Origin of the sequence: Flavobacterium jejuense, from assembly GCF_006491595.2 — a bacterium.
Classification (GTDB): domain Bacteria; phylum Bacteroidota; class Bacteroidia; order Flavobacteriales; family Flavobacteriaceae; genus Flavobacterium; species Flavobacterium jejuense.
On record NZ_VEVQ02000002.1, the window covers coordinates 313,405 to 332,607 of the forward strand.

12 protein-coding genes and 1 pseudogene are annotated in these 19,203 nt (G+C 31.0%); 3 read left to right on the top strand and 10 right to left on the bottom strand.

All coding sequences use genetic code 11. The annotated features are described in order from the left end of the window. Positions 1-265 precede the first annotated feature (265 nt). Entirely contained in the window at positions 266-2,053 is a 1,788-nt protein-coding gene (locus tag FIA58_RS04135; protein ID WP_140960354.1) for an ABC transporter ATP-binding protein, read from the top strand. A gap of 171 nt (positions 2,054-2,224) precedes the next feature. On the opposite strand, the gene FIA58_RS04140 is transcribed toward FIA58_RS04135, so the two are convergent. The 10 genes from FIA58_RS04140 to FIA58_RS04185 all read right to left on the bottom strand — a co-directional run bounded on the left by FIA58_RS04140 (position 2,225) and on the right by FIA58_RS04185 (position 16,455). Further along, on the bottom strand, positions 2,225-3,754 hold the full coding sequence (locus tag FIA58_RS04140; RefSeq protein ID WP_140960356.1) for a hypothetical protein: 1,530 nt from the start codon (positions 3,752-3,754) through the stop codon (positions 2,225-2,227). 143 nt (positions 3,755-3,897) lie between these two features. After that, entirely contained in the window at positions 3,898-5,358 is a 1,461-nt protein-coding gene (locus FIA58_RS04145) for an FAD-dependent oxidoreductase (RefSeq protein ID WP_140960358.1), read from the bottom strand. 116 nt (positions 5,359-5,474) lie between these two features. After that, a complete protein-coding gene (locus FIA58_RS04150; protein ID WP_140960360.1) occupies positions 5,475-5,834 on the bottom strand; it encodes a cupin domain-containing protein in 360 nt (119 codons plus the stop codon). 82 nt (positions 5,835-5,916) lie between these two features. Further along, positions 5,917-8,412 carry a CAP domain-containing protein gene (locus FIA58_RS04155; RefSeq protein WP_140960362.1) on the bottom strand — a complete coding sequence of 832 codons (2,496 nt, stop codon included), beginning with the start codon at positions 8,410-8,412 and terminating at the stop codon, positions 5,917-5,919. A gap of 84 nt (positions 8,413-8,496) precedes the next feature. Further along, entirely contained in the window at positions 8,497-9,015 is a 519-nt protein-coding gene (locus FIA58_RS04160; RefSeq protein ID WP_140960364.1) for a CAP domain-containing protein, read from the bottom strand. A 135-nt stretch (positions 9,016-9,150) separates the two neighbouring features. Next, a complete protein-coding gene (locus tag FIA58_RS04165; protein ID WP_140960366.1) occupies positions 9,151-10,995 on the bottom strand; it encodes a PLP-dependent transferase in 1,845 nt (614 codons plus the stop codon). A 123-nt stretch (positions 10,996-11,118) separates the two neighbouring features. Continuing rightward, positions 11,119-13,350, bottom strand: coding sequence for a cation:proton antiporter domain-containing protein (locus FIA58_RS04170; RefSeq protein ID WP_140960368.1), 2,232 nt, complete (start codon positions 13,348-13,350; stop codon positions 11,119-11,121). Positions 13,351-13,595: 245 nt separating this feature from the next. Then, positions 13,596-14,942 carry an adenylosuccinate lyase gene (gene purB / locus FIA58_RS04175; RefSeq protein WP_140960370.1) on the bottom strand — a complete coding sequence of 449 codons (1,347 nt, stop codon included), beginning with the start codon at positions 14,940-14,942 and terminating at the stop codon, positions 13,596-13,598. Between the two features lie 207 nt (positions 14,943-15,149). Next, the gene (locus FIA58_RS04180; RefSeq protein ID WP_140960372.1) at positions 15,150-15,932 is read right to left on the bottom strand and encodes an anti-sigma factor; all 783 of its coding nucleotides are present in this window, start codon (positions 15,930-15,932) and stop codon (positions 15,150-15,152) included. Next, positions 15,925-16,455, bottom strand: coding sequence for an RNA polymerase sigma factor (locus FIA58_RS04185; RefSeq protein ID WP_140960374.1), 531 nt, complete (start codon positions 16,453-16,455; stop codon positions 15,925-15,927). Before FIA58_RS04185 ends, FIA58_RS04180 begins: the two co-directional genes overlap by 8 nt. Before the next feature lie 111 nt (positions 16,456-16,566). Between FIA58_RS04185 and FIA58_RS21390 the strand changes: the two are divergent. Together FIA58_RS21390 and FIA58_RS04200 are read left to right on the top strand one after the other, a co-directional pair. After that, positions 16,567-17,784 (top strand): annotated as a pseudogene (locus tag FIA58_RS21390) (DUF4331 family protein). Between the two features lie 96 nt (positions 17,785-17,880). Next, on the top strand, positions 17,881-19,182 hold the full coding sequence (locus FIA58_RS04200; RefSeq protein ID WP_140960380.1) for a tetratricopeptide repeat protein: 1,302 nt from the start codon (positions 17,881-17,883) through the stop codon (positions 19,180-19,182). Positions 19,183-19,203: the final 21 nt, after the last annotated feature.

Genomic DNA, 19,203 nt, shown 5'->3' on the forward strand with positions numbered 1-19,203 from the left:
TGATTAGTGAAGAGTGATTAGTCGTTAGTAGCAAGTACTATGGCTTGTATTACTTTCTTTTTTTATAGTATACAAAAAAACTTCTCGTTTTCGGGAAGTTTTTTTTTGAGGTTTTGGAATAGCACAGTTTAAAAATTAGGGATGCTAACTAATAGTGATAATAAAATATTACAGATGTTATTCAAATAAAATAAATTTTTCAGACCTTTGGGAGGCAGTAAACAATAACACTGCTTTGCAACAAATTAAAAAAAGAAACAGCTAAATGGCTCGATTTAAAGAAAATGATTTACCCAAATCAAAACTCAACGCAAGTACACTCAGTAAAGCACTTCAGATTTTTAAATATGCGGATACTCACAAATGGAAATTTTATTTAGGCTTAGTATTTCTGCTTTTAACTGGTGGAACGGCCTTGGCTTTCCCAATGTTATTAGGCATGTTGGTCGATTGTGTTACGAATAAAGATTTGGTGCAAGCCCAAAATATCGCTTTAGGTTTAATGGTGATTTTGTTGTTGCAATCGTTCTTTTCGTTTTTTAGATTGTCGCTATTCATTAATTTTACAGAAAATACTTTGGCCAATATTCGTGTAGCTCTGTATACCAATTTGGTAAAGTTACCCATGACCTTTTTCTCACAAAAGCGTGTGGGCGAACTAAACAGCCGCATCAGTTCCGACATTACCCAAATTCAAGATACCTTAACCACAACCATTGCTGAATTTTTAAGACAATTTATTTTAATCATTGGTGGTATTATTTTCCTATTGACTATCAGTTTAAATCTGACCTTAATGATGCTTTGCATTGTTCCTGTAGTGGCTGTTGCAGCTGTTGTTTTTGGGCGTTTTATTCGTAAGTTTTCTAAATCTGTTCAAGATCAAGTTGCCGAAAGTCAAGTTATTGTGGAAGAAACCATGCAAGGGATTTCTAATGTGAAAGCTTTTGCTAACGAATGGTACGAAATTGCGCGTTACAAAGGTAAAATCAATGAGGTGGTGAAATTGGCCATAAAAGGGGGAATTTATCGCGGTTATTTTGCGTCTTTTATCATTTTCTGTTTGTTTGGTGCTATTGTGGCCGTGGTTTGGTATGGAGTAACTTTGTGTATTAATGGCGAAATAAAAGATGTGGGTGACTTAATTTCTTTCGTCTTGTATTCTGCATTTATAGGGGCTTCTTTTGGAGGCATTGCCGAATTATATGCCCAAATTCAAAAAGCAGTTGGAGCCACCGAACGTGTTTTCGAATTGTTAGACGAAGTACCAGAAAATATAAAAGCAACTCAAACCCATTCGAAAGATAAAATAAAAGGAAATGTTAGCTTTAAAAACGTAGGTTTTTCGTATCCTTCACGTCCAGAAATTGAAGTGTTGAAAGGGGTTAATTTTACAGCTCAATTTGGTCAAAAAATTGCGCTTGTTGGTCCAAGTGGTGCAGGAAAATCAACTATATCATCCTTATTACTTCGTTTTTATGATATTGATAAAGGAGAAATTCTAATTGATGATAAAAATATTTATGATTATGATTTAGAAAATCTTCGTGGGAATATGAGTATTGTTCCGCAAGATGTGATTCTTTTTGGCGGAAGCATTCGAGAAAATATCGCTTACGGAAAACCCGATGCCACTGAAGAGGAAATTATAGTAGCAGCTAAACAAGCCAATGCCTTTGATTTTGTAATGGGTTTTCCAGAACAATTTGGTACGCTTGTAGGGGAACGAGGTATCAAACTTTCTGGTGGTCAACGACAACGAATTGCTATTGCTAGAGCGTTGTTGAAAAATCCAAGTATTTTAATTTTAGACGAAGCGACTTCTTCTTTAGACAGTGAAAGCGAAAAATTGGTACAAGAAGCTTTAGAAAATTTAATGAAAGGACGAACAAGCATCATTATTGCACATAGATTATCAACTATTAGAAGTGCCGATGCCATTTTAGTCCTAAACGAAGGGAAAATTGCCGAATACGGAACTCACAAAGAACTACTAGAAATAGAAAACGGTATCTATAAGAATTTGAGCAACTTGCAGTTTAGTGAGTATTAGAATTTTTTAGTTGGTGGTGTTCAGTGAATGATAGCATTATAAAAGTCCTCTTGATTGAGGATTTTTTTGGTTTTACTTTAAAAAATGTGCGAAAGTACATAAATGTCTTTTTTGAAATTGCACCTAACGTGTTTGCGTATGATTAGTTGCTTGGTTAAGCACGTAGTTTTTTTATTCGCTGTAAATTGTTAGTTCGACATCTCTTTTACTATATTCTAAAACAATTATTTTGTTGTCTTTTTTCCATTTTTGTTCAGTACCATTTTTGTCCGTTTTATAGTCGTTGGGTTCTCCGAATTTGCCTTTGAGGTAATCTGAAATCCAATCAAATTTTTGTTTGTAAAGTGTTTCTTCTTTCTCTTTATTTGACATTGATGCAACAACGTCAGCAATATTTTGATTTTTGTTCCTGTTTTCTCCCAATTCAAAGTTTATCAACTCAATTTTATTTTCATTTTTAGAGTAGTAATAAATTGTCAGTAATCTTAATTCGTCACTCTCGATTTTTCGGTAAATTCTTGGTGTTTCAACATTTCGACCATCAAGTCGATAAGTTGCAATTTTATGTTTTTGGGTGATATCCGTTGCATTTATCTCTTGCTCAACTTTATCTATTTGGTTTAAAGTCAATGTGCTAAAATTTGAATAATAATTGTCAAAGATATTTTTAATCCATTCATTCATTTTCTTTTCGCCAAATACTCGTTCTTTATAGATGTTGTTGAATTGGGTAACTTTAAAATCATTTTTGTTTATTTCTATAATTCCGTAAACAGAATCCTTGTCTGTTTGGAATTGAACCGATTGAAAGTTATTGTTTTGAATTGGGTTTCTCGTATCGTAATTCCATTGAAAAGGTCTGATTACAGATTTGAATTCGTAAAATGGAACTAACTTTTTGTTTTCTATTGTTCCAATTTTGGTAGAAATACTGTCTTTGTATAAATGATAGAGTTTTTCGTTAGCAATGAACGATGTTGCTAATGAAAATGTTGGATTGAAATAATCGTCATTTTCATATTCAAATATTGTTTCCGCTCCGTTTGTAGAATAATTACCTTCTCTGTGAAATCTTTCATCAAGTACTGCTTTCTGATATACATAAGGTTCTTCGCTTTTATCCAGCTTTTTTGGATTGTTAATTTTTAAAACAGATTTTCCTGCTGTTAAATAGTATGACTCTCCTAATTTATTTATAATCGGTGTAGTAGCACCAATCTCAAATTGTTTTTCCGTTTGTTTGTCTTTGAACCAAGTTACACCACCCCATTCTCCAAAATCTAGAGAATAAACTGAATAATCTTTATCATCGTAATATAAATCAATCCCTTTTTCTGTTTCTATCCAAGTGTTGTTTGTTTGGTCAAGATAAAAAGTGTTGTGGTCATAATATTCCGTTGTAAATATTGTATCGTTCTTAATGTATAAATCGTAATAAGAGGTTTGAAGTTTTTTAGGAACATCAATTTGAGATTTGATTTTACCGTCTTTGTCAAGAATGTAAAATTGATGATTAGAACCTGAACTAAATTTGTCATTGTCAGTTTTAAAATAACAATAAAAACTATCGTTGTATTGTAACCAAGGTCCTGGACTTCCAGAAATATTAATTTCAACATTTTTAATTTCCACATTCAGTTCTTGAGGTTGGCAATAAGCTGTTATGAATATCAAAATTATTATGTGAATTACGTTTTTCATAAATTGCGCACAACTTTTATATAGGTATTACTACATCATACAAAGCCACTCAAAATTGGTTAGAATGTATGTTAAACATCATACTTATTAGTTATTTCAAATATACTATAAATCCTGCTAAAACAACAAAACCAGCAATAATTTTACTCCATCAAATCCTTCCCTTTCAAACAACTACCTCTAGGTTGATTATTTTCCAGTAATACAATATCAGAATGTAAAAATTGTGCAGCTTCGGCTGAGTCTTTTACTTTTTTGGCACTACGTTCTAGCATTTCAGTTTCAAAATCTGTTAAGACACTTTTTCTAATTCCAGTGGCTTTCCAATTTGAAAATGGACCACAACCTTTGTAGATGCCTCGTGCCAAAGCCAATGCATCCAGCAAAGCTTGATTGGCTCCTTGTCCTTTAAAAGGACTCATTGGGTGTGCTGCATCTCCAAGTAACGTTATTTGTTTTCCTTTTTCTAGTAATTCAGTTGTCAATACTTCTCGATCATAAACAGGATAACCAGAAACTTGATTAGCTTTCGTAGCTTTTAAAATTTGAGGAATAGGTGAATGCCATTGCGTTCTAAGTAGGGCTTCTTCTTTTAAGGCTTCACAACCTTTGGCACTCAAAGCTTTTGCTTCTGCTTCTTCCATTGGAAAACTAAGTTGCCACATCACAGAATCGGATGTATAAGGCATAATATAGATGCGCTCATTACCATTACCCGTTTGAAATACCGTAGCCGAATCTAGTAAAGGACTATCAAGACCTTCAAGAGCTGACAAAGGACAAATGCCCAAGATTACAATACAATCGAGATATCGTAAAGGAGTAATAGCATCACCAATCAATAAGTTACGAACAGTACTTCGTATGCCATCGGCTCCAACTATAAGATCAGCTTTTGCCATTTGTATTTTTCCATTAACTTGAAAACTTAATTCAATCGTTTTATTGTCATTTTCTTTAAAATTGACTAATTGATGTCCCCATTTTAGTGAATCATGACCTCCAAGTTGTTCTAATAAAGCTAATCGTAAGGCTTGTCGTGCAATATGAATATTGGTTCTTTTAGTAACTTTTTGGTTTACAGATGACAACCACTTTCGCATGCCCCATTCTCCAATAACTTTTCCTTCTGGAGTATGAACCAAATGTCTCGTGGAAACAATTCCTTTCTCCAGAGAAAAAATACCAAAACCTTCAATAGCTTTACTGGCTTGTTGTAAGGTTAAGCCATATCCTTGCGAACGTGCTTCAAAATTGGTATCACGTTCGTAAAGTGTAAAAGGAATGCCTCGATGCAAACAAGCAACTGCCAATGCAACTCCACCAATTCCTCCACCTATAATGGCAATATGTGGATAGTTTTCGTTATCAACTTCGGGAAATTTCTCGCTTCGAATTAATCCAGAACCAGCACAGTTTATGCAAGAGTTTAAATGCGCTTTTGGACGAATAGGGGGAATTCCTTCTTTATTAGATTGCTCAAATTCTTCTAAGGCTTTTTTGTATTGAAGTCGGAATTTCTTTTGAAGTTTCTGACTTTTTTTGCCAAGTCCTTTACATTCTGGACAAATAGTCCAAGCCTTTTCATTTTCTGATTTTTTCAATTTGTATTTAGTTGACAGTGTAATATTCTCACTTATACTGTTTTGTGAAGGTATTTTTTCATAAGGTTGTTTCTTATGATTAGTGTTGTCCGTTGCAAATATAGGGAAAATGTTGTTTACAGCTGTTCTTCAATGCTTTTAGTAACTGCTGCTTGTACTGTTCCAGTATGTAAGGTGGTTTTGGTTTCCACTAACATGATTTTACATTCTTCTTCTGCAGAAATCCTATGGTTAACTCCTTTTTTAACCACAAATAAGTCATTTTGAGACATGGTAAAAGGAGGTTCATTTTCAATTTCCATAAGTAAACTGCCTTCTATGATGTAGAAAAGTTCGTCTTCGTTTTCATGATTGTGCCAAGGGATATCTTGCCCTTTAATTTTGGCAATTTTAACATATTGGTCATTGACTTCTGCAACTATTTTTGGAGAGAAGTAGTTGGTTATGGTGTCAAAAGTTTGTAGGAGGTTTTTCAATTTGCTTTTATTTAAATGATTTACTAGTTATAGTCACAGAAAAAGGTTGAAAATCGTAACTATAGATTCAAAGATAGTGGAATTATTTTTTATCAGTAGTACACATCTTACAATATTCACGCTTAATAATAGTGTTTCTGAGTACGTTTTTATTCTCGTTTTGCCATTCGCACCATGCTTTTTTATTCAAACGGTACACTTTCTTTAAAATATATTCTAAATCGGAATCAGAGCTTCCGTTGTCATCAATTTCTAAAGGATAGGTTTGTGCTAGTAATAAGGCTTCTTCTTTAGAAAATTCGGGTTTTTTCATTTGTTCTTTTAGTAGTTCTATTGTGGTAGAATACGAACTCCAAAAATTTAAAAATAAGCCAAGATTGACTCTGTCTTTTGGCGTTTTTATGTTGTTTTTAAAACTAGTATAAACTTTGCTAAAATAAAAGTTAAGCATTTCATAATCATTAGTATGATTAGCATAATACAAACCCACATAATTATAATTGGCAATCAAATCCAAATTCTTTTCAAAGGCTTCAAATTTATCCATTAAGGTTTTTGGTTTGGTAACATTGGCTAATTTAGTTGTCGAAACATCCCAACTTTCCAGTAATTCATCATTGGTAACACAATACAAATTCAGTAAATTGAATTGCGCGTTTTTAGTTAGTGTGTCAAACTGGGTCAACCAATATTTTAAAAAGCGAACAGTTTTAAATTGATTAATTCGGTGCGATTTGATTAAAACGGCAGCTGCATTTTGTACCAATTTCTCATTGGTCATTAATTCATTAAAAACGATTTCATCAAAAATCGCATAGGAATAGTCCTCTTCATAAATTTTGGCTAAAGCTAAATTAGCTCTAGTATAGTCTTTTTCATAAATTCCGGTTCGTAAATTAATTTCATATAAAAATTCTAAATAATACTTGTCGTTAGGATCTTTGGGTTTTAATTCACCATAATAATTGGCTATTAATTTAGAAACGCGTTGTTTGTTTAAATAGGCTTCCCATTGATCTCTATTCGTATTGATGTAACTTCTAATCTCTTCTTTCGGTTTTAGTGCTAATGCTCCAAAATTTTCCATTTCCAATTGGATATAGCAAGTTTCCCAATTTTCCTCTGCCACTACTTTGTCAGGTTTAATAAGAATATTGAGTTGCTCTCTTCCATATTTCTCTATTGATTTTACTCGTTCTAAATATAAATTTTTGTTTAAAGCTTCATTGCCTTCAACAGAACTATAGCTGTAAATTTGTGAAGAATGTATTTTCTCATTGATTATTTCAAAAGTGACCTCTTCACTAATTGAATCGGCTTCAGTTAGTGTATCTAAATTGTTGTTGTATTCAGAGAAACGGTTCTTTATTTCTGAGGCTATATTGGATTCATTTTCATTTGAAATCGTATCAAATGCTACTTTAATTGTAAAATTTGAAGTGTCATAGAAGTCAGAAGTATTCAAATAAGTTTCAGTGTTGTCTAGTTTTTCAATGGTTTCATTTCGTCCAAAAGCAAAAGAATGTTCTTCGGTTTTGATAATGCCTTTATTTGTTAGTAAAGTGTTTTTTGGAATTTCCAATATGGGTTTTACAGATAACAAGGAAAGCGTTCTAGAATCTACTTCTATAGGCGAACTATACGCACAAGCACAATTTGTAAAAATAAAAACAGTGCTTAATGTTAAGTCTTTGCCTCTTAAATGTTCGGGAATTTCACCTACTTTGGTAATCAATTTTAATTTGTTTTCGGCTTGATTATTCGCTAAAAGTTCATCTTTATAAATGGGTTTTGACAAAGTACCATCATAAATAGCAGAAACATCAAATTCATTTTTAGAACCACATTTAAATTGGTTACCTTCAATAAAATCGATAGCAATCGCATCGCTTCGTTCGTTGAAAATACGTTTGAATTTTTCAATATCATAATAGTATAATACCACATCATTTCCTTCAATTCGTAACCCATTTCCAATATGAATTTGGTCACTTACATTAATTTTTTTGCATAAAGTATTTTTTTCGGTTAAACCAAATGCATTTTCTGATAGTTGATTAGGAATAATAAATCCTTTGGCACCAAAAACATTAGTGGCGTATAATCTTTTTTGTTTTTTATCAAATGAAAAGGCAATGTCAGTAAATTCATAATTTTGATAAATGATATTTTTATAATGAGGTGGAGAATTTTTCCATTGCAGAAATAATTTCCTTGCTAGAATATTTATTTCGGCTTCATTATATTTTTTTAATTCGATGGAGGTGAATAAAATATTTTCACCAAAGGTATCAAACATCTTTCCTTCATAAAATTGGATTCTATCTTTTGGAAATTTTTTATCCGTATTCTTTTGTTCGTGAGATAAGATATTATTTTCAAGCATATAATTACTATGATCTCTAGCTGCTTTCAATAATATTAAATCTTTTTTTAATTCTTGTAATCGAAGGGTTTTTCGGTGTTGGTTAATCAATTCGATTACTTTATTGCCTAATTTGTTGTAATCGATATTGATTTCCTGTGCAGCAATACGAATTGAAAATAGGAACAAACAAAAAATAAGAGAATACTTCATATCGTTTTTTTGAAAAATAGAAACCTAAGTCATCATTCATAAATGACTAAATAATTAAGGAAAATGGTTAATGAGTTAAGACAATTAATCTCGTCTTTTGTTACCAAAAACGGTTGTAGCATATAAGCGTTTTGTTTTTGGATCATAGGCAAATGCCAAACTAGCAAAAGCGTACTCCTTACTACTCATGTTTTTATAATGAGGAGGTGATTCTTCCCATTCTAGATATATTTTTTTGGCTAAAATGGTAATGTCTTCTTTTGAATGCGTTTTGGGAGCAACGGTTAAGTACAAGACATTTTCACCATACACATTGAAATCTGTTCCGCCATAAAATTTTATTCGGTTTTTAGGATATTTCTTGGCTACAGTGTTTTGTTCGTGTGCCAACTTCTTAATGCTCAACATATAATCACTTTGGTCTTGCGCAGCTTTTTGTAGCACAACGTCTTTCTCAAGAGCAGTTAATTTTAAGGTTTTTCTATGGCCGTTAATTAATTGCAACACACCATCTTCTAAATCCGAATAATTAAGTTGTAGTTCTTGTGCTGAAAGTACAGAAAAGTTGAAAAATAGCACAAGTAAGGTGATTGTATTTTTCATGTTATTTTTTTCTAAAATGAATCAAATTTTGTGCCAGTTGTTAATGAGTTGTTAAGATAATTTGTAATTGCTATAAAAAAATCCTCAATCGTATTGACAATTGAGGATATTTAGTTTATATAAAATAATGACTTATTAAATCGTACTAACAAACTCTAAAAACACCTTTTTATGCAGTTCTAAATCCATGTCTGGAGAAAGCGCTACACGAGCAATATAATCTTTATCACCTTCTTTAGTGGTTCCTTGTGTTGATGTTGCTGGAATGGTCCAATAACATCCTTTTAATTGGCCATAACTCACACAATATTTACTTTCATTCGGAATTTTGGTAATCATTAAATCAATTAATCGAAGATTTAAAGCTCTTTTATAAGCTTCTCTTTCCTCATCAGTTGTTCCTTTTGTAGGTAAATCCAATGAAAAGACTGAAGGAGTAAATCCTTGACTTGCTAATGCTTCTGAAACGAAATTGATTTTTGCTGCAGGTAAAGTTTTGTGAATGAAATTTACAAATTCGCGAGTATTTTTATAAGCTTCTTGAATTCTTTGATTCATTGAAGGCAATTGTTGTGCTAATAGTTCGTATTGAAGTGGTGTGGCTTCATTATCGCAAAGTGTTAGATGTAAATCAATTTTATCCATTAAAGCATCTACTTTTGCATTACCCACCACATAACCTGCTGTACATTTTCCACCACTTGGGAATTTCGAACCACTAGCATAAGAAATAGCTCTAACGGTTGATAATATTTTTCCTTCACCTAAAAATAATACATTCGGACAAAACGTTTGATCTAAAATAAAGACTGGATCAATCGCTGTTGCACCAGTTGCAGTTTGTCTTTTTTTACTTAAAACAGCTTGTAATTGTACTAAATCAGGAACTTCAACTCTAGGATTGGTTGGAATTTCTGCTATGATATAGGGAATCGCATCTTCTTTCGCTACTGTATCTAAAATGCGATCAATACTGCTCACCATATCATTGTCTCCATCAACAGGTAAGTCTACTATTGTAACAGAGTCAAGACAAGCGGCTACTCTTCTTGCTTGGTCATTGGTACCTCCATAACAATTGGGTGGCACAATAAATTTAATGGCTTTTCCTTTGTGATTTTCAATCGCATCATGAATTAGTCCCATCATAATGGCATATTGAATGGATAAACCACTAGAACCTACTAACGGTTTTGAGGTGGTTCCTGTAATAGTTGTAATCGATTCTAAAACAACTGATTTATTATTTTTAATATCGTTTTTAGGAGTATCAAAAACTGTATTTTCTACAAGTGAATGTAAAGCAGTAAGACAATTAGAAGGAGTCATGGCTATTGTTTCTCTTCTTCTTACATGCTGAATTTCTGAAATATAATCTTCATTTTGTTCACTATTTACGACTAAAATACTTCCCAAATCAGCAAGATTGGAAATATAAAAATCAATAGTTGAGTCCAAATCAAAGGAAGGAATAGTGCTCTCTTGTGAAATAAAAATAGTACTACCTTCAAATTTTGAAAGGGCTGTTATATTGTCAACTTTTTGAATTTCAAATGGATAACCATAAATATATTGTATCATTTCAGCATTAAATGAATCGGGTAATTCATTGGTATAGACTATTTGAGTATTCTTTTTTGCTAAAAGATTTTTTCTCAAAATAGCTAAAATAGGAACTACCTTAGATGAAAAGCTAATTACGTTTTCTGGATTTAGCTGATTTATTTTAGCAATTCCCCATTCCAAAATACAAGATAGGGGATGTCCTAATCGAATATAATCGTAGGCAGTTGGTAATTTGCTTAAAGCAGTTGTTTCAGTATTGTTGGTTTTGTATAAGATTTCAAACTCATCTAAAAATTGGGTTTTAGCCTGTTCTTCCTCATAAATATCCAGTCTATGAGTTGTAAGGTTTAACCAATCTGTTGGTTTGTTCTTGAGGACTTCTTTTATATAATGTAGTGTATTAATAGTTTCCATTTTTTTCTTTTAAATAGGTACAAAGTTACATCAATTCAATTTGTTTTGAAAGAAGAATAGGAGGTTTTGTAATAGAGTTTAGGAGTACTTTTTGATTTTAATATCTAGGTTAACAAATAAATGTCATCCAAAAAAAGTAGCAATCTTTTTTCGATCACCCACTACCCAAACAATATCATTTTTACTCAAAATAAAATTAGATTCTGGATTTAAAATTCTTTTTCCATTGTGTTCTACACCAACTACTAATCCTTTTGTTTTTTCTCTTAACTCAGATTCTCTAATGGTTCTGCCAATAAAGTCTTGGTGCTCTAATTCAAATTGTTGTAAAATGATATCAGAATCTTCTTCTTCAATTACTTTTACTTCATGTTTTCTTAAATAATCTCCGAATTCCTTGACTTGAAGGTCAGTTCCAATGACAAAAATTTCATCGCTTGGATATAATTTTTCATATTTTGTAGGAATATTGATGTGTAAATTTCCACGCTTTATATAGGCAATATTTACTCCAATATCTTCTCTTATTTTAATTTCTTCTAAAGGTTTTCCGACCAAATCAGATTCGGGTACAATGATAAAATTTGCTAAGTGGCCATCCCAAGGTGATAAATTGTTGCGATTTATTTTCTTCACAGAAAGTTCTCTTTGATTGTAATTTTTGATAAACCTATTTTCAATTTTCACATAAAGTTTGTTGATTTTTTTAGGAAACAATAAGATTATAACGACAGCAACAACAAATGCTAGGACCGCTATTCCTGGTGAAAAGAAATTATTTAACATCATTCCAATAAAGAATAAACCAATAACCATTCTTATGAAAACTAAAACAGCAATTGGACCATAATGCTTTTTGTTTTTTAACAATTCTTGAACTTCATTAGGAGCAATTCTTCGCAATGATAAAGCCCATAAAAAAGGAGTAATAATTAGAAATGTAATTATAGCTGTTACAACATTTCCATAGTTATAATCATCCATCAAAGGCATCAAAAAACGTTTTGACATTTGAATAATAGCTACTAAAATAATGGAATGAATAGTAACTTGGAAAATATAATCTTTTATGACTTTTCTCCAAGTACTAACTGTTTTTATAGCTTGTGCATTGGCACTATAAACTTCAATTCTTTTGACCCATCTTTTTGGTAATTTCTTCTCAATATAACCCGCAGCAGGTGTTGCATATTTTATCATGAAAGGAGTTGTAAATGCTGTAACAGCTGAAACTGCTACAACAATTGGGTACAAGAAATCACTTGTAACATTTAAAGAAGCACCAAGTGTTGCAATAATAAATGAAAATTCACCAATTTGAGATAAACTCATTCCGGTTTGGACAGATTCTTTTAGAGGCTGTCCAGAAATGATAGTTCCAATAGTAGAAGTTATAGATTGACCAAAAATGGTTATTAAAGTAAGAATCATCACTGGGAAAGCATATTCTACTAATGTTTCAGGATTAATCAACATTCCGACTGAAACGAAAAAAACAGCACCAAATAAATCTTTTACTGGTTTTACTAAATGTTCAATGTGTTCTGCTTCATTGGTTTCCGCAATAATTGAACCCATAATGAAAGCTCCTAAAGCTGGAGAAAACCCAACACCAGCTGCAAAAATGACCATGAATAAACACAAGGCTAATGAAATTATCAAAAGCATTTCATCCGTAAAAAGCGGTTTTAGTTTTCTTAATAAAGTAGGAATAAAAAAGATTCCAGAGACAAACCAAATGATTAAAAAGAAACCTAGTTTAAATAAAGATTGAATCAGTTCTGTTCCAGAGAATTGTTGACTAACCGCAATAGTTGACAGTAAAACCATCATTAAAATAGCTACAATATCTTGAACAATTAATGCTCCGATTACGTTTCCTGTAAATTTTTGAGACTTTACACCTAATTCATCAAAAGCTTTTAAAATGATTGTCGTGGATGAAATTGACAAAATAACACCCAAAAAAATAGAATTCATTTCATTCCAACCCATGAATTTTCCAGCATAATAACCAATAATTATCATGGAGATAATTTGAGTTAATGCTGTTATAGAAGCAGTTCCACCAACTTTTAGCAATTTTTTGAAACTAAATTCGAGTCCTAAACTAAATAGTAAGAATATCACACCAATTTCTGCCCAAACTGTAATGCTATTCGTGTCTTTTACCGTTGGAAAAAAATGAAAATGCGAACTAGCTAAAAAACCAGCAACTAAATACCCTAAAACTAAAGGTTGTTTTAGCTTTCTGAAAATCAATACAGCAATAGCAGCTGTGATTAAGATTAAACCTAAATCATTAATTAAATTTGGAATGTGAACAGTAGTATTCGCAACTAATGGTAGTAGCATTTTTTGAGTTTTGTTAAAAATAATAATTTGCTTCTTTTAGTACAATTCATTTGTATAAAATTAACACACTAATATAGTAAAAAACGATGTTTTATTTATTATAGTGTCTTTCTTTTAATAAGAAGCAGCTATGGTACAAAAAAATGAACTTGTTGCATATGCTAATATATTATTTTTTAAAAAGTGATGATAAAAAAATCCTGCTAAATGAATAACAGGATTTTATTATTTTGATTTGAAAGAATTTATATTCCCAAATAATTGCTAGGTGTAATTTGTTTCAATTCGTTTTTAATATCTTCAGATACATTCAAAGTTTCAATAAATGCATGAATAGATTCTTTATTAATAACCGAATTAGTTCTAGTTAAATCTTTCAACGCTTCATAAGGATTTGGATACCCTTCACGTCTTAAAATTGTTTGAATTGCTTCTGCTACAACTGCCCAATTTTTTTCTAGATCTTCTGCAAATTTTGGTTCGTTTAATACTAATTTATTCAATCCTTTTAATGTTGCTTCAAATGCAATAATAGTATGACCAAATGGAACTCCTACATTTCTTAAAACAGTACTATCCGTTAAATCACGTTGTAATCTTGAAATTGGTAATTTAGCAGAAAGGTGTTCGAAAATAGAATTAGCAATCCCTAAATTTCCTTCACTATTTTCAAAATCAATCGGGTTTACTTTATGAGGCATTGCAGACGAACCTATTTCACCAGCTTTTATCTTTTGTTTGAAATAATCCATAGAAACATACGTCCAAATGTCTCTATCTAAATCGATTATAATGGTGTTAATGCGTTTCAAAGCATCAAAAAAGGCTGCAAAATGATCGTAATGTTCAATTTGAGTTGTTGGAAAAGAATGATGTAACCCTAAGCTACTTTCTACGAAATCAGTACCAAATTGTTTCCAATCTGTATTGGGATAAGCAACTTTATGAGCGTTATAGTTTCCAGTTGCACCACCAAATTTAGCAGCAAAAGGTACATTGAATAGCAAACGCATTTGTTCTTCTAAACGTTCTACAAATACTAAAATTTCTTTGCCTAATACAGTTGGAGAAGCGGGTTGGCCATGTGTTCGTGCAAGCATTGGAATACCTCGCCATTCAATACTTAATTCTTTTAATTTTTGGATGAGCGAAATTAAAGAAGGTAAATATACATTTTCAAAGGCTTCTTTTGTAGAAAGTGGAATAGCGGTGTTATTAATATCTTGAGAAGTCAATCCAAAATGAATAAACTCTTTGTATTTTTCTAATCCTAAAGCATCAAATTTACTTTTAATAAAGTACTCCACTGCTTTCACATCGTGGTTGGTAGTTTTTTCTGTTTCTTTAATCCAAAGTGCATCTTCTGTTGAAAACTTGGTGTACATTTCTCTTAAAGGAACAAACACTTTTGCATCAACATCAGTAAGTTGTGGTAATGGTAATTCACATAAAGCAATAAAATATTCAACTTCTATGAGAACTCGATATTTGATTAAAGCTTCTTCTGAAAAATAAGGGGCTAAGTTTTTTGTTTTACTTCTATATCTTCCATCAACAGGAGAAATAGCATTTAATTCTGATAATTGTGACATGTTGTAGTTGTGTTGTTTTTACAAAACGCAAAAATAGTTATAAGTTGTAACTTTTGAGTTATGTGTTTACTATTTTTTATTACTTTTTGTTAGATTCTTACTTATTTACTTTTGATTTGAATAATTATTAAAACAAAAAAAGCCCCAAATAGTGTCTGACTTTTTGAGGCATGTCTAATATTGACGCTTTTTTAATTATAATTTTTTTTAAACCTTTCCTAAAGTATATAACTGCTCTAGAGTAGGACTAACACTTCCACCAGCTGGTTCTAGAGTAATACCGAAAGCTTCTGCACCATCAGCTTTTTCCACTTTAAAGACTTTAGAATTGTTTGCAGTGAAGTTATCCAATAATCCAATACTTTGTGGTGTTAATGGGTCCAATTTTAACCCCCAAACTTGGTACACTTTTCCTTCAGGTGGATTTGGTAACCCGCTTGCATCAATGTATACTTCATTTGTTTCTTTATTGTAATAGGCTTTTGCATAAGCATTTGGTGCAACTTCTTGACCTCCTAATGCTACTTGTATGTTGTTATTGTCTCTTACAATAGCTAATACTTTTTCAGCTTCTTGTTTTTCAAATTCTAAATCAACAATTGATTCCTGCATTAGGCTTTTTTCTGTAGCTAATTTATCAATAGTTGTTTTAGATTCATCTAATTTAAAATATTGTAAACCAAATCCTATAACAAAAACAGCTGCAGCTCCCCAACCAATATAATTAGTCCATGATGATTTTCTATTTATTGAAATCACATCATTTTTACCTAATAATTTTGTTCTAATTTTTTCATAATTTGTAACCGATAAGTGTGGAGATACACTTTGTGAAAGGTTAATAATTGCGCTTTCGATTGCCAAAATTTCTTCTTGTACTTCAGAATATTTTTTTGACATCTCAATAACTTCTTTGTTTTCTTCTTCGGTTAATTTTCCAAAAACAAAGAGTTCTAATGTTCCTGATTCAATAATTTCTCTACTACTCATTAATCATTGTTCTTAATTCGTTCATGCAATTTCTATTCTGCGTTTTAACTGTGCCTAAAGGCATTTCTAACTCTTCGGATGCCTCTTGTTGTGTATAGCCTTGAAAAAATAATAATTCAATAATTTGTATACATTTCGGTTTTAATTTTTTTATAAACCTACTTATTCCAATTGCATCAATCTTGTTGACAGTCTTCGAATTGTCTTCAAGCATATATACGAAGTTATCTGCAGATTGGTTTTTTTGACTATTGTTATATCCTTTAGATCTTAACTTATCAATGGTAGTATTACGAGTAATATTTAGCATCCATGTATATAATCGTCCTTTGGTTTCATTATAAGTGTCTATATTGTTCCAAATTTTTACAAAAACTTCTTGAAGTACATCTTCTGCTTCTTCTCTGTTTTTAATTAAATTATAGATCACAGCATAAAGACTCTTAGAATAATTATCATATAGTAAAGTAAATGACTGATTACTTTTACTGAGTAATTCTTTAACTAGTTGTTCCTGTTCCATATTTTTTTTAAGTTATTGCTAATGTACTAAAAAAAAATATTTTATCATTTTTAAAACCAAACTTTTCTTTTTTTCGTAACTGTAGTTATAAATCATTTAAACACTAATAAAATGAAAAAATCAAAATTATTCTTAGGACTTTCTATACTAGGTTTAGCTTGTACTATTTTAGTTGCCGCTGATCATATAGATGCTCCAGCAGTTCAAGGAGGAACAGCAGACATTACTGATTTCTATTCTTTTCAAGGAGAAAATACTAGTAATCTAGTTTTTGTTGCTAATGTAAAAGGATTATTAAGTCCAACAGCTAGTGCTTCAGCATCTTTTGATGAAGGTGTATTAGTAGAATTCAACATTGACAATAATAATGATAATGTTGAAGATCTTGTTATTCAAGCTATTCCTAGAAATGGTAAAATGTATTTCTTTGGACCAGTTGCTCCAGGAACTGCTGGTACTTCTAGTACAATTAAAACTAATAACTTGCTAGGAAGTGTTTCTATTACTCCTTATGGTTCGCAAGCAATAACTTCTGTTCAGTCTGGCGTCAACCTATTTGCAGGTTTAAGAGACGATCCATTTTTCTTTGATTTCGGTCAGTATTCTGAAATTATTGCAGGAAATGCATCAAGTTTCAATAATCCAGGTACAGATACATTTGCAGGATCAAATGTGATGTCTATTGTTGTTGAATTACCAAAATCGATGTTAGGTGGATCAGGTACTTTGAATACATGGGTTGAAACTAAAAGAAAATAAACAAACAAATTAAATATAGATATTATGAAATCAATTCAATATAAAAGATTATTCGCTTCTCTTATTATTGCTTCGTTTATTGTAGGATGTAGTGATGATGATTCAGTAAGTTATGAGCAACCGTTAGACTTTAGTGGAACTTACACACAACAAGATCAAATGGGAAGACCAGCTATAAATACAGTATTTGTTAGCTCTGCAAATAAAGATGCTTTTAATACAACTACACCTTCTTCTATGAATGCAAGTTTTCAATCGGCTTTTGAAAACCAATTATTAGCTTTAAACCCTAATTATACAACCAATTTATTAGGTTTAGATGCACCATCTTTTACAGGAGTTTTAGCAACAGATGTTTTAGGTGTTTCAACTACAGGAACAACTACTTTTTATGACGGAAATAATGTTTTAACAGGTAGAGCTTTGGCAGATGACGTTATTGATGTAGAGTTAATATTAATTTTTGGAGGCCCAACTAATGCTGATAATGTAGGATTAACTTCTGATCATGTTGATGCAAATGATAAGGCTTTCTTGTCATCTTTCCCATATTTGGCTTCACCTTGGTAAAAAAATAGCTGCTATTGCTACATCTACTAGTGGAAAAGAGCATCATTTTTGGTGCTCTTTGTTTTAAAAAAATTAAACAAACTAAAACCAAAAACCATGAGAAATCAAACTATTAAACTTAGTATATTGTTATTATTTATTTTTTTTATTTTTAGCTGTAATTCTAAAGAGCAATTACATATAACAAAGAAAAAAGAGTATAAAGAATATTTAACAAATAAAAAAAATAGTAAGTTAGAGAATATAAAAAAAGATATAGCTTACTGGCAGAAGAAGTATAATGATGCACCTAATCAATATACTTACTTGATTACATTATCTGGATTATATGCTCAACTTTTTGAGATTAATGGTACCATAAAAGATTTATATTATTCAGAAAAACTTCTTTTAGATTGTAATAATAGGATAAAAGGTGAAAAAGCAGGAATCCATCGTTCTATTGCTAAAAATTATATTTCCCAACATCGTTTTAAGGAAGCTTTGTCTCATTTAGAAAATGCTTATGAACTTGGTGAAAATAAAAAAGGAACCAATAAGATGTTGTTTGATGTTCATATGGAATTAGGAAATTATGATTTAGCAAAAGACAAGTTAAGTGAAATTCTAGATTATAAAGATTTTGATTATTTAATTAGATTAGCAAAATGGAATGATCATAATGGAAATTTAGATAAAGCTATTGAAGTAATGGAAAAAGCTATGAAAATGGCAGAAGCTTCTAAAAATAATGAGTTGAGATTATGGATTTATTCAAACATTGCTGATTTTTATGGTCATGCAGGAAGAATTCAAGATTCATACAATTATTATTTGAAAACTTTAGAAATTGATAATAATAATATGTATGCCTTAAAAGGGATAGCATGGATTGCATTTTCACACGAAAAAAACACAAAACAAGCTATTGAAATTATAAATTATATTGAATCAAAACATTTGGTTCCAGATTTATATCTTTTGAAAGCAGATATTTATGATTATGAAGGTGATGCAAGAGCTAAACAAATAGCTTTAAACGATTATTTTAGGGTTTTATCAGAAAATGATTATGGAGATATGTATAACAAATACAATGCATTACTATTTGCAGAAACTCCAGGAGAAACAGATAAAGCTTTGATGATAGCTGAAAAAGAGATATTTAATAGGCCAACACCAGAGTCATATGATTTATTAGCATGGGTTTATTATAATATAGGTGATTATAAAAACGCTTACGATGTTATTTCTAAACATACATTAAATAAATCTCATGAACCATTAATAATTTACCATAACGAATTGATTTTAAAAGCTAACAATATGCTTAATGAGAAAAATTCTCATAAAGAGGAATTGTTAGAAAGTATTTATGAACTAGGGCCAAATTTAGAAAAACAAATCATCACTATTTAAAATTTGTTTTAAAGAAAGAAA